11 protein-coding genes are annotated in these 13,992 nt (G+C 53.3%); 5 read left to right on the top strand and 6 right to left on the bottom strand.

Annotated features, from left to right (window positions below; all coding sequences use genetic code 11):
• Positions 1 to 61 precede the first annotated feature (61 nt).
• The 3 genes from H4F65_RS09385 to fhuE all read left to right on the top strand — a co-directional run bounded on the left by H4F65_RS09385 (position 62) and on the right by fhuE (position 4,501).
• Entirely contained in the window at positions 62 to 955 is an 894-nt protein-coding gene (locus tag H4F65_RS09385) for a LysR family transcriptional regulator (RefSeq protein WP_010282737.1), read from the top strand.
• A 146-nt stretch (positions 956 to 1,101) separates the two neighbouring features.
• On the top strand, positions 1,102 to 2,028 hold the full coding sequence (locus tag H4F65_RS09380; protein WP_010282739.1) for an AEC family transporter: 927 nt from the start codon (positions 1,102 to 1,104) through the stop codon (positions 2,026 to 2,028).
• A gap of 208 nt (positions 2,029 to 2,236) precedes the next feature.
• Positions 2,237 to 4,501: a ferric-rhodotorulic acid/ferric-coprogen receptor FhuE gene (fhuE, locus tag H4F65_RS09375; RefSeq protein ID WP_010282741.1), complete on the top strand. Its 2,265-nt coding sequence runs from the start codon at positions 2,237 to 2,239 to the stop codon at positions 4,499 to 4,501.
• Positions 4,502 to 4,588: 87 nt separating this feature from the next.
• On the opposite strand, the gene H4F65_RS09370 is transcribed toward fhuE, so the two are convergent.
• Together H4F65_RS09370 and H4F65_RS09365 are read right to left on the bottom strand one after the other, a co-directional pair.
• Complete coding sequence (locus H4F65_RS09370) at positions 4,589 to 5,938, bottom strand: enolase C-terminal domain-like protein (RefSeq protein ID WP_010282743.1); 1,350 nt, start codon at positions 5,936 to 5,938, stop codon at positions 4,589 to 4,591.
• Positions 5,931 to 7,277 carry an MFS transporter gene (locus tag H4F65_RS09365; protein ID WP_010282746.1) on the bottom strand — a complete coding sequence of 449 codons (1,347 nt, stop codon included), beginning with the start codon at positions 7,275 to 7,277 and terminating at the stop codon, positions 5,931 to 5,933. Before H4F65_RS09365 ends, H4F65_RS09370 begins: the two co-directional genes overlap by 8 nt.
• Positions 7,278 to 7,558: 281 nt before the next feature.
• Between H4F65_RS09365 and H4F65_RS09360 the strand changes: the two genes are divergently transcribed.
• On the top strand, positions 7,559 to 8,308 hold the full coding sequence (locus H4F65_RS09360) for an AAA family ATPase (RefSeq protein WP_010282749.1): 750 nt from the start codon (positions 7,559 to 7,561) through the stop codon (positions 8,306 to 8,308).
• Positions 8,309 to 8,404: 96 nt separating this feature from the next.
• Positions 8,405 to 8,896 (top strand): DUF2569 domain-containing protein, encoded by a 492-nt coding sequence (locus H4F65_RS09355; RefSeq protein ID WP_010282752.1) that lies wholly within the window; start codon positions 8,405 to 8,407, stop codon positions 8,894 to 8,896.
• A gap of 105 nt (positions 8,897 to 9,001) precedes the next feature.
• Here the strand turns inward: H4F65_RS09355 and H4F65_RS09350 are convergent, their stop codons facing one another.
• The 4 genes from H4F65_RS09350 to H4F65_RS09335 are packed head-to-tail and all read right to left on the bottom strand — an operon-like array spanning position 9,002 to position 13,860.
• Entirely contained in the window at positions 9,002 to 9,547 is a 546-nt protein-coding gene (locus H4F65_RS09350; RefSeq protein ID WP_236146237.1) for a fimbrial protein, read from the bottom strand.
• A 51-nt stretch (positions 9,548 to 9,598) separates the two neighbouring features.
• Positions 9,599 to 10,633, bottom strand: a complete 1,035-nt coding sequence (locus H4F65_RS09345) for a hypothetical protein (protein WP_010282761.1) — start codon at positions 10,631 to 10,633, stop codon at positions 9,599 to 9,601.
• Between the two features lie 16 nt (positions 10,634 to 10,649).
• A complete protein-coding gene (locus tag H4F65_RS09340; RefSeq protein ID WP_010282763.1) occupies positions 10,650 to 11,399 on the bottom strand; it encodes a fimbrial biogenesis chaperone in 750 nt (249 codons plus the stop codon).
• Positions 11,400 to 11,436: 37 nt separating this feature from the next.
• Positions 11,437 to 13,860: a fimbria/pilus outer membrane usher protein gene (locus tag H4F65_RS09335; RefSeq protein ID WP_240350777.1), complete on the bottom strand. Its 2,424-nt coding sequence runs from the start codon at positions 13,858 to 13,860 to the stop codon at positions 11,437 to 11,439.
• Positions 13,861 to 13,992: the final 132 nt, after the last annotated feature.

The raw sequence follows: 13,992 nt of genomic DNA, 5'->3' as shown, positions 1-13,992 counted from the left end.
GCCATTCATATTTTTCTATTCACGTTTTCTATTCACATATAGAGGCCGGGGAGCGGGTTGCATGTCGTTAAAAGCCTTACGCACGTTAGTCGCAATTGCTCAGTATGGATCGTTTGCCCGCGCGGCTGAAGCCGTGTGTCTGACGCAATCTGCCGTCAGCCTGCATGTCCGCAGTCTGGAAGAAGACTTCAAGGTGTCGCTTTTCGATCGCTCACGCCGCATTCCGGTACTCACGGAAGCCGGACATCGTGCGGTGGAGCAGGCGCGGGACATTCTTGCGCAGTATGACGCTATTGCTGCCGAGTTAGGCGAGGGTGGGGAGTTGGCCGGACGCCTGCGAATTGGCGCGATCCAGACTGCGCTGGCTGGCGTTTTGCCCGCCGCGCTGGCCGCATTGCGTCGTGCTCATCCACGCCTGCGTGTTCTGGTGAATTCGGGGATGTCGGCAGAGCTGGCAATTCGCATTGATGCTGGTGAACTGGATGCCGCCGTGACTACCGAGCCGGTAAAACCGTACCCAACCGGTTTGGTGAGTACGCCGCTATATCAGGAAGGATTTTGGATTATTGCGCCACCGACGCTGGCGTCTCTGGATGCCAGACAGCTTCTGCAAGATCATCCTTTCATCCGTTTCGATCGTCGTGCCTGGGCTGGGCGAACCATCGATCGCGAGCTACGTCGCCAGCGGCTGCGGGTACAAACTGATATGGAACTGGACAGTCAGGACGCGATTATGCAGATGGTCACCAGCGGGCTTGGCGTGGCGGTGATTCCGCTGTCCGAACGGGAGATGAGTCGTTTGGATAATCTGGTGTGCATCCCCTTTGGCGAACCTCAGCAGCAGCGGCGCGTTGTGCTGCTGGAGCGCGAAGACCGTCCGGCAGCGCGCCTCGCTGCGGCGCTGGCGGAAGCGATCCGAACACAGTCTGGTGACGATGCCATCCATGAGAAATAATTGAGCTAACGTCGAGTTAATCTCGTTTTTTTCTCATCAGAAGTCTCGCTATGGTAGTGCCTGTTTCTTCAATTCAGGTATTGAGTCATGGCGTCCAACCCGCAATCCTTCCCGCTTTCACCTTCTGCGCCGTGGCGTGTCAGCTTATGATCATCTCACTCCTTCTGGCGCTGTTACCTATCGCGCTACTGATCGTGCTGGGATCGTGGCTACGCCAGCGATCTTTTCTGGCTGCGGCATTTTGGCCACAGGCTGAAAGGCTAGGTTATTACATTCTACTTCCCGCACTATTTCTGCATGGGTTGGCGACAGCGCGTCTGGATGGTGTGCCGGTTGCGGCAATGATCCTGACGCTGGTGTTCTCAACGCTGGCTGTCTCTGTCGGGGTGATCGCAGTTCGTCGCTTATTGCCCGTTGATGATGCGGCATTCACCTCGGTATTTCAGGGCGGCGTCCGTTTTAATAACTACGTTGGCGTGTCTGCCGCCGCTGGGCTGTTTGGCGCACACGGCGTCGCGCTCGCGGCCGTCGCGAACGCGGCGATTGTGCCGACGGTCAATATTCTCTGTGTCTTGGTCTTTGCCCGCTACGGCAATGCCGGGACGCCGTCATTCAAGAATATCGTGCGACTGCTGGCGCTGAATCCGTTGGTGGTGGCCTGCGCTATTGGCATTACTTTGCAGATGACCGGATTAGGTTTGCCGCCGGGGATTGAGCCGGTAATGAAATCATTGGGACAGGCGTCGCTGCCGCTGGGGCTGCTGTGCGTGGGCGCTGCGCTGGATTTCTCTGCCGCGCGTAGCTGGCTGCGGCCTGTCGCGATGGCATCATGCGCGAAATTTGTTGCGATGCCGCTGGTGACGATTGCTGCCTGCCACCTCTTTGGTCTGTCTGGCTCTGCCGCGATTGCCGCACTGCTGTTTCAGGCGCTGCCGACGGCATCGTCGTCTTACATCATGGCTCGTCAGTTGGGTGGTGATGCACCGTTGATGGCGGGCATCATTGCGGTTCAAACACTGGTAGCAGGCGTCGCGCTGCCGCTGGCCGTCCTTGGGTTGAGCGGACTGTTATAAATTCCTCGTATGTTCTTTTTGTAACAATGCCGTGTTAACGGTATGGTGATTTATTCTTTTCTATCTATTTGTATTTTAAGTAAATTAATCATTTCGTTGAAATGACAATAATAATGCGTATAGTTATCATTTACCTTTCTGTGCAAATGTTGACAAGAAACGCCTCAGCATCTCGCCAAAATCACCATCAGTTAACCGAGGATATACCATGTCTTTTAGAGTTACTCGCGCCGGAAAAACGCGCGTTTGTGATTCTTCGCTGGCCGGAGTAAAACCATTCGGAGTCTCTCTTCTTGCCCTGTTGATTTCAGCCTCTTTCCTGCCTGCTCAGGCCGCTGCCGAAGAAAATCCTGCTTCAGGCGATACGCTCGTTGTCAGCGCGAACGCCAATGCTAACGCCGAGGCTAGCGACCCGCAGGATTACAGTGTGAAAGTCACTAACGCCGGAACGAAGATGACGCTGACGCCGCGTGATATCCCGCAGTCTGTGAGCGTTATCAGCCAGCAGCGTATTGAAGATCAGGGCTTGCAAACGATTGGCGAGGTCATGGCGAACACGACCGGTGTGTCCTCTAAAATTATTGACTCCGAACGTGCGACGTATTTCGCTCGTGGTTTTCGTATCACTAACTACCTGTTCGACGGTATTCCGACGGTCGTTAACGAAATCTGGGATTTTGGTGATTCAGGCTCAGACACGGCGATCTACGATCGTATCGAAGTGGTACGCGGGGCGACGGGGCTAATGACCGGAACGGGCAACCCTTCTGCCGCCGTGAACATGGTGCGCAAACATGCGGACAGCCGCGAGTTCAAAGGCTCGGTATCCGGCAGCTACGGCTCGTGGGATAAACAACGGATGGTGGCCGATCTGTCTGCGCCGCTGACGGAATCCGGTAATGTGCGTGGACGCGTCATTGCGGGCTATCAGGATAACGACACCTGGCTCGATCGTTACCACAACCGCAAAAAATTCCTCTACGGCGTGATCGATGCTGATGTCACAGATTCCACCACGTTGTCGCTTGGTTATGATTATCAGGAAGCCAATACCGATAGACCAACGTGGGGCGGGTTGCCGACGTGGTTCACTGATGGCAGTCGTACACATTTCAGTCGTAGCTTTAACTCCGCACCGAACTGGAGCTACTCCGATAAAACCTCGAGAAAAGTCTTTGCCGATTTGACCCAACGTTTTGATAACGGCTGGCAGGTACGTATGAACGGGACGCATGGTGAAACCAACTTCGATTCCAAGCTGATGTATGCCAATGGTTTCCCAGATAAAGATACCGGAATACTTGTCGATCCTTATAATCCAACGACTAGCATTGCACCCGCCGTTGGTGCTTACGGTGGCTGGAATAAAGGCACCCGTAAAGTCGATGCGATTGACACTTACGCCTCTGGTCCGTTCGAGCTGTTAGGGCGTCAGCATGAGCTGGTGGTCGGCGGTAGCTATACTCGGCAGCGTAATCAATTCTCTAATGCCCAATCGACGATAAGCCCTGCGGATATGGGTAATTTCTACAACTGGAATGGCAATATTGCCAATCCTACATGGGGGTCTTGGGTGGGTAGCACTTTTGTGCCGGGGCTCTGGAATAATGATTATGAGCACTCAATCACACGACAAAAATCCCTCTATACCTCAGCACGATTCTCGTTAGCGGATCCATTGCACCTGATTGCTGGCGCACGTTATACCGACTGGAGCATCGTTGGAACGACAGGAAATACCAGCAATAATCGCGTCACGCCTTATGTGGGTCTGGTGTATGACATCGACGACACCTGGTCGGCGTATGCCAGCTATACCGATATCTTCCAGCCGCAAACGCAGAAAGATATTAATAAAAAATATCTGTCTCCGACGACGGGTAAAAACTACGAAACGGGTGTTAAAGGGGACTGGTATAACAGCCGCCTGACGGCATCGGTATCCGTTTTCCGCATTGAGCAGGACAACGTGGGGCAATCAACGGGGATCGCGATTCCTGGCGGTGGTGGAGAATTTGCCTATCGTTCAGTTGATGGTGTCGTTAGCAAAGGGATCGAGTTTGAAGTGAACGGCGCAGTGACGGATAACCTGCAAATGACGTTTGGCGGTTCGCGCTATGTCGTTGACGATCAAGATGGTCAGTCGGTTAACCCAGAACAGCCACGCACGTCGTTCAAACTGTTTACCCGCTACCAGTTGCCAACGCTGCCGGCGTTAACCGTTGGTGGCGGAGTGAACTGGCAAAATGGCATCTGGCAGGAAGGCTCTGGCCCGCAAAACACCACCCTGCGCGCCGAGCAGGGCAGTTACGCGCTGGTTAATCTGTTTGGCCGCTATCAGGTGACCAAACAGCTGGCGGTACAGGCGAATGTCAACAACCTGTTTGATAAAGAGTATAGCGACTACCTTGCACCTTATGCCGTGTATGGCACGCCGCGCAGCGTCTCAATGACCGTTAACTATGCTTTTTGACGATCGGCGCTTTCTGATGATCGATAATGCTGTCTAAATCTTAAGTAAAAGAGCATCCCCCACCGACAGCATCGGCGGGGGATTTTTTCAACGAACCAGCGATGGCCGTTTGGCGTTAAACGACCAGTTGGGGATTAAAAACTGCATACCGAGCGCGTCGTTACGGTTTTTATCCGGTAGTGACTGATAAAGCCGGTGCGCCTTCTCCACCCGTTGCCTGTTCAGCGTAATCCCTAATCCCGGCCCTTCCGGCAAGTGCAAATGGCCTTTTTCAATTCGTGGGGCTTCATGCGTGAGCTGTTGTCCATCCTGCCATATCCAGTGGGTATCAAACGGCGTGATGCGTTCGCCCGGTGCGGCTGCACCCAGATGCGCGACCATGGCGAGCGAGATATCGAAATGGTTGTTGGAATGGCAGCCCGTAATCAACCCCCATTCTTGACACAGCTGCGCCACGGTATTGGCATGGCGCATGGTCCAGAAATGCGGGTCGGCCAGCGGAATATCGATAGCGTTCAACTGGAGCGCGTGGTTAAGCTGACGCCAGTCGTTAGCGATCATATTGGTTGCCACGGGAATGTTGGTGGCGCGTCGGAATTCGGCGAGGGTTTCCCGGCCAGAATAGCCGTTCTCTGCGCCGCACGGGTCTTCCAGATACGGTATTTGCCCCTGTAGCTCCCGCCCCAAGCGTATCGATTCATCCAGAGACCAGCTGGCGTTGGGATCCACGGTAACCCGCGAGCCGGGGAAGTGACGCAGCAGCGCTTTTACCGTCTCAACCTCTTTTTCGCCCTGATGCACGCCGCCCTTGAGTTTGAAATCGTTAAAGCCGTAGAGATCGCTGGCGGCTTCCGCCAGACGGATCACGCCGTCGCTGTCCATGGCTGCCTGATGGCGCAGATAAAACCAGTCATGTTTTCCGGTTTCGCCGGGTAGGTAATTCATGTCGGTTTTCGTGCGGTCGGCGATGTAAAAGAGGTATCCGAGAATCGGAATCGACTCGCGCTGCTTACCGCTGGCCAGTAGTTCTGCGACCTGAAGGTTTAAGAATTGCCCGGTCAGATCCAGTAGAGCGGCTTCCGTCGCGGCTACCGCGTTATAAAATTTCTCCGGGTTCATCTGTGGAATGTGAATTGCGGTGTTATCGCTCTGCCCGCTACTCAGGTTGCGCTTATCGCTTTTAAACAGCGTGCTCAACGTCGTGTTCAGCTTGAGTAATGAGGTTCCCTCCACCTGCGGAATAAAATCGTTGAGCACCGCGATCGTGCTGGAATGGCAGGGGCATTCTCCTACGCCGGTATTGCCCGCGCTGTCTGTCAGCGTCACCAGAATTCGGGTGAAGTAGCAGTTGTGCGCACCGCCAATATTCAAAAGCATGCTGTCATATCCGGCGACCGGAATGACCTCCATTTTTTTAATGATAGGGCTGTCAGACATTTCGATGCTCCATAGGTTTGAATGAACTAGGCGGCGTGGTATGTGTGTTACGCAGCAATAAGAACAGACCGGTCACGACGGAAACCGCAGTCAGGGAATAGAGCCCGCCCGTTGTGCTGCCGGTTTTTAATTCCAGATAGCCAAAGACGGTAGGCGCGACGAAGCCCCCGAGGTTGCCGATGGAGTTGATCAGGGCGATCCCCGGTGCGACGATGGAGGCAGGCAGGTTGCCCTGCGGCATAGGCCAGAAGAAGGTGGCGCTGACCTTTGATCCAATGCAGGCAACGATCATGGCGAAGAAGCCGAACCACGGCGATCCGATCGTCGCCATAAACGTGCCGCAGGCGGCAATCAGCATGGCGACGCCCAGCGCTTTAGGTAAGTGCTGGCGATGTTTATCGCTGAATTTACCAACCAGGTTGATGGCGATAATGGCGCACAGCCAGGGGATGGCGGTAAGCAGCCCGATACCGAAACTGCTGAATCCCTGAATGCGTTGGATAATCTGTGGGAGCCAGAACACCAGCGTGTAACCCGTCATCGTCATGGTAAAGAAGATGGCACAGTAGAACAGCGTTCTGCGGTCCGTCAGTAAGCGCAGTTTTCCGGTATTTTCCTGCTGTGCATCGCGTTCTATTTCTTCCTGCTGTAGCTGTTGCCCGAGCGCCTGCTTCTCTTCTGCACTGAGCCAACTGGCTTTATCCGGGCTGGATACCAGCACAAAAGCCGCAAGGATCCCGACCAGAATCGAGCCTCCGCCTTCTAAAAACATCACCCATTTCCAGCCTGCGATGCCGAGAAAATCATGCATCATCAGGATGCCTCCCGTTATCGGGCCGGAAAAGAGAAACGCCCCCGCGCTGGCACTGAGGATCAGCGCTGTTGCGCGGCCGCGCCAGGCGTTAGGTACCCAAAGCCGAAAGTAATACAGTACGCCGGGGAAGAAACCTGCTTCGGCCACGCCGAGTAAAAATCGCAGGACATAAAACTGGAGTGGGGTGGTGACGAAACCCGTCACGACCACGACCGCGCCCCAGGTGATCATGATGCGTGTCAGCCACACTCGCGCCCCGAATTTCTTCATCATCAGGTTACTGGGGACTTCAAACAGCGCATAGCCGATAAAGAAAAGCCCTGCGCCAAGGCCAAATGCTGCCGCGCTGATGCCAGCATCGGTCTGGAGTTCTGCTTTTATAAATCCGATGTTTGACCTATCTATCTGATTAATAATCAACATAATGGCCAGCATCGGGATAATACGCTTGAAGAATTTGGCAATGGCTGAGGCGAGATGCGCCTCTCTGGTGCGGTTAGATGATTCGGTTGTTGTCGTTGTCATTTTTACACCTCGCGTAGGTAGGTTACGAAAGTGTTATAGAAAATGAGTGAAAGGAATAACCATGTGCAGATGCCCAGCATGTGTTGGGCTACTCCACAGTGGCGGCGAAAATGAAGGCGGCCAGCGCGATTAGGAAAAAGTGAGGAAATATCACGTCTGCGACGGCGGTCACAGCCTGACGGGGGAAGCGTATCAGGCATTGACGCTTTTTATTCGTTTGCTAAGGTAATGGAAAAAACACGCTATTCACTCACCATCATTACCCGTCAGGAAGACTGAGAATGATCTCAACGCAATACATCAGCAGAGTCGCACTGGTTCACGAAAAGGTGGATTCATTCGAGGTCTATCCGTTTTCTATTCCGTCGATTCGCTCGCTGGATAAACTGGAACTGCACCCGAAAGTCACTTTTTTTATCGGCGAAAATGGTGCGGGAAAATCCACGCTGTTGGAAGCCATTGCGGTTTCGATGGGATTCAACCCGGAAGGCGGCACCCGCAATTTCAACTTCGGCACCCGTACCTCGCACTCCAGACTGTCGAATTTCCTGCGGGTGGCGAAAGGCATCAAGAAGCCTAAGAACGGTTTCTTTTTACGCGCGGAGAGTTTCTTCAATGTCGCGACGGAGATTGAACGGCTGGATAGCGAACCTGGTTTTGATCCGCCGGTGATTGACTCCTATGGTGGTCATTCGCTACATGAGCAATCCCACGGCGAATCCTTTATGGCGCTGCTGCTCAATCGTTTTGGTAAAGAGGGGATTTATCTGCTCGACGAACCGGAAGCGGCGCTGTCGCCCAGCAGGCAATTAAGTGCGATCGCCCGCATGCACGATCTCATCCGTGAAGGATCGCAGTTTGTTATCGCGACCCACTCTCCGATTCTGATGGCGTATCCCGATGCCACTATCTTTCAGTTCGGTGAGGACGGAATACAGCAAGTCGCGTATGAGGATACGGAGCACTACCAGATCACGCGTGCTTTCCTGAATAACCCTGAGCGCATGCTGCGTGAGCTGATGGCGGAATAGGGGTTAACATCACTTCGGGGATAAGCGACAATTAAGTGTGATATCAAGACGGGAAACCGTCTTTTCTTTTGGAACCGACTTACAGGGATTTAAGAAATGAAGTGCCTAAATTGCGATAACGATGCGCGTAAAGAGTCCGGCCTGTGTTCAGCGTGTGAAGAAAAAGAACAACAGAAGATTAACGGTATTCTCTATCTCCCGGCGTTGGGGATTATTCTCTCAGTCATTACTACGCCGTTCTCGCTGTACGATATTATCAATTCGATGATTATTCACTTTAAGAACACTGGATTTCTCGGCTATTACGCGTTGGCCTTGGTGTTTTTCCTGTTTGCCATGTTTGTGCTGGAAATTTTCACCGCAATGACCTTCTTCCGACGTAAAAAACAAACGCGGAATGTCATGGTGGCCTACTACTTCATTAGTGCGCTGCTGGTGGGGTATATGACATTGCTACCGGCTTACTTGTTTAATGTCCAGCTCGATACTGGCGATATTCGCGCAATAGCCTCTTCGTTCTTTGGTATTGCCGTCTGGATTCCCTACTTTCTGTTCTCAAAAAGAGTTCCGCTGGTTTTTAGCCGCTAGCGAATAGGGGAGCGGCTAACAAATAACTTTAGCCGTGAGTGAATAATGCGTGTGCCGCCGGTGTTTGGTAAAAACAGAGGCGGCCTCGACTTTTCCCTCAACCCGCTATAAATAGCTCAAGGTAAAATTCGCCGTTGCCATAAAATCGCCGGACTGAATCAGATCGTCGCGTATCTTTTCGATGCGGGCTGAAAAGGGAATAGCGTTGTCTCCGCTTTGCAGAACAATGTTGTCCGTGCTGCTGTTGATGCCGACCAGTTTGTTCGCATGATAAATGCCAACCGCGATGCCTTTGGCACCGGAAGGCGTATCCAGCGCCAGCCGCTTGGGTAATTGTGGTTCTTCTTTGCCTGAAAAACGGATAGTGACGTTTTGGTAGGTATCCAGATTGCAGTCCGTGAGGTTAATCGTGAAGTCATGCCAGTCGCCGTAGCGATTGGCTTTTAAAGTGCGCTCAGAGACTTCACTCATGTCTACCACAATCGCCTTGCTCTCCGTACTCACATTGCAGGCGGCATTGACGACTAAAACGTGAAACGTCACTTCATGGTCGTCCAATGATGACATCTGTTGTGCGATGGACGTTCCCGACGGCAGAGCCAAGATGGCGAGTGTGAAAGCGAGTAATGCACCGCGTGGCCTGGCTTTCATTACCGTGTTGTCATTTTTTATCATCGTTGCGATCTCGCGTAGGAAGACAGATTAATGATAATTAAACCGCAGAATAATATTTTTCTCGGTATCGCCTACCACGGCGGGGCCGGAGGCATAGAGCTTGGCTGTATAACGCCGTTCAATCATGCCGCTTGATGCCGTTAAGCCATCAACCAGACCGATGAACTGGTTAAACGTCACGTTATTACCGCTGCGCATATCTTCGATTTTTAATGTGGCACCATTCCCCATATTCATGCCGTCTATTCCGACGAGTGAATTTCCCCGCGACGAGGCATCAAAGTTGATGTCCAGATCGAAACCCTTTCCGCAGTCTTCTCCACCGTCGGTCGATACGTTGATGTGGAATTCCGTTTGCGCCAGCGCATTCGCTTCCGTACCTGACCACGCTCTCACCGTACCAAAGTCGACATAGCTATCGGGCGATACGTTGATATTTGCCGCGCACTGCATAATGTCGATGCCGTGTAGTCCAGACAGGCTTAGGCCATAGTTGCTGTCGGGTTTGTTGTTTATGCCCAGTTCACCGTCGATCTGGAAGACGCGCAGCGAATCGACTCCCGCCGTGGTATCGGTGATATTTCCCGTTTTTTCGAGGTAGAGCTGCACCGTGACATTTAGCATGGTGGGATTGGTGGGCGGCCTTGAGCCGCTGGGACCCGGCGAGATCCACTGCCCTGTGGACACGCGAGAGGCGGTGGTGCCGCCGTTGGTAATCACGCCGAGATCCTGACCGTTATAGATGATGCCAATTCCAACGCCTTGGCTGATGACCTTGCCTTCAGGGTTGGGATAGAAGTAGGACATCTCGCCCTGCGGGCGCACGGATTTATATGCCCAGCAGGCCAGGCTGCGGGTATAGGGTTTTGATGTCCACAGACGGCTGCCAATCGGCAAGGTCGCAGGGATTTTTAGCGTACCAATATCCTCATAATCGTTTACTGGGCCGGTCACGGTGCCCAGCCGGCATTCCAGCGCGCTGGCGTTAAACGTCGTTAAGCCGAAAAAAAGCGACGCGCAGAGGGCGACATGGCGATGTTGACGAGCAGCTAACCAAGACATAGTGGTTCCCTGTGGCTTATTTACGAATGACGGGCTGGCACTGGTTTTGTACGCAGGTAAAAGGCAACTCCAGATGGCCGCCGTAGTCATTGACGTAGTACAGATAGAAGCGATTGACTGCACCGTCATTCACCTCAACCGACAGCGTTGAGCGTGGCGCGACCATAAAGGCGTTTCCCTTCAGCAGGCTGGTGGGGTTGGCACGCGTCGCTTTGGGCTGTTTCAGGATGCCGCTGACCGTGATGTAGTACGGCGTGGGGTTTTCTACCTGAAAGGTGTTTCCCGTTTTGCGGACGATCAGTTTTTCCTGCCATATTTCGTCTTTGGCTGGCTTTACGCCACGGGGGCGGAAGAACACCTTAATTTCAGACTGAATGGCTATCTGTAATACGTTGGGCTTGTCCGTCTTGGGCGGAATTTCCCGGACGTTAAGGTAAAACAGCGATTCGCGGTCGGTTGGCAATTGGCTGATTTGTTCTGTTTTGACCAGACGGATCAGGCTATATCCTTTTGCTTCGATGCGCTGTAGCGGCGGCAGCACCATCAGCGGCGTCGTCACTTTATTGTGCCGATCGTCTGTCAGCCAGGACTGCGCCAGAAACGGGTTCTCCGCGTTTTGGTTCATCAACATGACCGTCGCTGATTGCTCCTCATCGTTAAAAATAACGCGGGTGCGATCGAGGCTCAGGGCGCTATAGGCTGCGGGCATCAAAAACAGGCAGCCGATGAGGAATCCTGCTGCTCGCTGATAAAATGTGTGTTTCATAACGTACTCTCCAGATTTTTCTCTTTCTTCGCGCCGCTTATTTACAGGGAAGCAGCAGGGCATCAAGGTGATTTAAGGTGGCGGGTAGGGTGATGGCGCACTGTGTTCTGCCCTCCCAGATGACGGACAACGTTTCGTCAGGCGACACGCCCGTGATGTAGGCCTGCCCGCCGTTGGTGATCATGGCGATATCGCGGCCTTTCTTGTTTTTGATCTGGGCGGCGAACGGGGGATTTTTGCCATCGGCCAGCGCGACGTGCGCCATAATTTTTGCCCCGCTCACTACGTCGAATTTGCGGTAGCCGATGGCGCCTTCGGTCAGCGTGCCCTGAATCACCGTCGTCACCGCTTCAATGTGTTGCGGTAATTTCTGTACATCAATGCGGGTCGATACGTCGTAGTAGCTGCTGGTGCCAGCAATCACGGCCAGGCCATAGCGGTTAGTCTCGACCTGACTACCGGTGAACGGCACGCCCGCTTGACCCGCATCGACCATGATGCGGGTGCCGCCCTGATTGCCTTTCGGGTGTGCTGCGACGCCGTGGCGGGTGGCGGTAATCCCGCCGCGCAGTGAACCGTTCAGGTAGGTATAGCGATCCTGCTGCCAGGCGACGCCCACGGTGGCGTCCGTCATCGGTGCCAGATGGGTATAGTTGCCGCTCAGATAGGTATTCTCTTTGCTGTCATGCCGGGTGCTCAGGTTCCAGGTGCGGCGCGGATCGGCGTTATTGGAATAGGTCAGCGCCTGATTGCTGCCGTCGTTATAGCGCCCCATGCTGTAGCTCAGGCGATCTTTCTCTCCGAGCGGGATAGAAAAGCTCAGATACAGGCTGTCATCGGTACGGCGGTTGAATTCGGTGCGATAGACCGAGAGATTCGCGGCAATGCCTTTAACTGCGCCGATATCGAAGTACTTGTTCAGTGAAACCCCGTAGCGATCCTGCTCGGCTTCATTCCAGTAGGTTTGGCGCGTATAGGTAATGTAGGTCGATAGCCCGCTCAGCACGGAGGATGATTCCCGCGTCGCGAAGTTTTTGGAGAGCGTGATGGTGTAGCGCTCTTTTTCATTGCGATAGCGGCTATCGAGATTCAGCGCATAGAGATACTGCGCCATGCTCATGTAGGTCTTCTCTGAAAAACGGTAGCCCGCGAAACTGATCTGGCTATCGATCGAGTTGAAGTATTTAGACCAGTTAAGTGAGAAGGCATGCCCCATCTGCGATGCGGACGTTGCCGGAAGCGTCGCGCGTGACTGTGTGATATCTGCCGACAGCGCGCCCAGCAGGTAAAGGTTTTTCCCTATGCCCGCCGACCAGGACTGATAGCCATCGGACAATATACCGCCGCCGTACACCGACCACGCGTTGGATAATCCCCACGAGGCTTCGGCGGCAGAAAAGGCTGGGCCTTGCAGACGGTGGTTGGTATTCGAAGGTTTACCCGCGGCGAGTTTGTACTGCACGTGTCCCGGTCGCGTCAGGTAAGGCAGGTTGGCCGATTCGGTCTGGAATGTCGTCACCGTGCCATCTTCTTCCGTCACGCGGACATCCAGCGTCCCGCTGACACCGTTTTTCATATCCTGAATGGCAAAGGGGCCAGCAGGCACGGTGGTTTCATAGATCAGCCTGCCATTTTGTGTGACGGTCACCGTTGCGTTTGATTTAGCGACACCGCGAATTTCGGGCGCGTAGCCGCGCAGCGAAGGGGGAAGCATGTTCTCGTTATTGGCTAATGACACGCCGGTAAAGCGATAGCTATCGAACAGATTGCTGCTGAAATACATTTCCCCCAGCTTGAGATCGGCTGAAAGCGTTGGCAGCGGACGATAGGCATAAAACTGATCCCACGAGAAGCTATCGCGATTCGCGTTGCGCGATTTTTGCAGAAAATAGCGGTAATCGGCACGGTAACGCCAGGCTCCCTGATTAAATCCAGTGGTGCCGTAGCTGCTGAGATAGTGTGATGTGCCTTTGCCGTTGGTATCACGGCGCACGTTTCCGACGAGGTTGTAGTCCAGCAGCGCACCGCCGATGCCGTGGTCCCATTGCTCGGGGGGAATCCAGTTGCGATCGCTGTACGCTAGCCAGGCCTGCGGGATCGTAATATTTAGCGTTCCCATGCCTATCTGGTTAGAGACGGTGACGCCAGCAATAGGCGTCAGATCGACACATGCGCCGTTATTCCATAATTCGGCTTTGTCACGCGCCTCTTTTTTCAGCGCCAGTTTATCGACGAGTTCGGGTGAAAGGCAGGCGGTTGGCTGAGCGCGATGATTGCCTTCTGGCAGGTAGCTAACCATTTGCTGTTGTATTTCACGCGCGTTGACTTTTATTGATAAAAGATAGGTACCGGGTGTGACATATTCGGGATCGGAAAAATGGCTAAGATCAATGTCATTACGATCGTCGACATCCAGTACGTTAACGTTAAATTCCGTTGCACTGAGCGATGTTGTATTCAAAGAAAAAATAAAAAAACCGTAACGAAATAACGCGGGTTTTATTTTTTCTTTGAACGTAATATTTTTCATTGCCATAGGAATAGGTGCTTGAAAACATGTCGCGTTGTGGTTATCCATTCATATCAATCGATA

The sequence above is a fragment of the Pectobacterium brasiliense genome (assembly GCF_016950255.1).
Taxonomy (GTDB): domain Bacteria; phylum Pseudomonadota; class Gammaproteobacteria; order Enterobacterales; family Enterobacteriaceae; genus Pectobacterium; species Pectobacterium brasiliense.
Note: the sequence above shows the minus strand (reverse complement) of the source record. Positions and strands in the feature narration are given on the sequence as shown.

What these genes read in the sequence shown, in the direction of transcription:
- H4F65_RS09385 (WP_010282737.1), top strand. Translation starts at nt 62, where the DNA reads ATGTCGTTAAAAGCCTTACGCACGTTAGTCGCAATTGCTCAGTATGGA.
- H4F65_RS09380 (WP_010282739.1), top strand. Translation starts at nt 1,102, where the DNA reads ATGATCATCTCACTCCTTCTGGCGCTGTTACCTATCGCGCTACTGATC.
- fhuE (WP_010282741.1), top strand. Translation starts at nt 2,237, where the DNA reads ATGTCTTTTAGAGTTACTCGCGCCGGAAAAACGCGCGTTTGTGATTCT.
- H4F65_RS09370 (WP_010282743.1), bottom strand. Translation starts at nt 5,938, where the DNA reads ATGTCTGACAGCCCTATCATTAAAAAAATGGAGGTCATTCCGGTCGCC.
- H4F65_RS09365 (WP_010282746.1), bottom strand. Translation starts at nt 7,277, where the DNA reads ATGACAACGACAACAACCGAATCATCTAACCGCACCAGAGAGGCGCAT.
- H4F65_RS09360 (WP_010282749.1), top strand. Translation starts at nt 7,559, where the DNA reads ATGATCTCAACGCAATACATCAGCAGAGTCGCACTGGTTCACGAAAAG.
- H4F65_RS09355 (WP_010282752.1), top strand. Translation starts at nt 8,405, where the DNA reads ATGAAGTGCCTAAATTGCGATAACGATGCGCGTAAAGAGTCCGGCCTG.
- H4F65_RS09350 (WP_236146237.1), bottom strand. Translation starts at nt 9,547, where the DNA reads ATGAAAGCCAGGCCACGCGGTGCATTACTCGCTTTCACACTCGCCATC.
- H4F65_RS09345 (WP_010282761.1), bottom strand. Translation starts at nt 10,633, where the DNA reads ATGTCTTGGTTAGCTGCTCGTCAACATCGCCATGTCGCCCTCTGCGCG.
- H4F65_RS09340 (WP_010282763.1), bottom strand. Translation starts at nt 11,399, where the DNA reads ATGAAACACACATTTTATCAGCGAGCAGCAGGATTCCTCATCGGCTGC.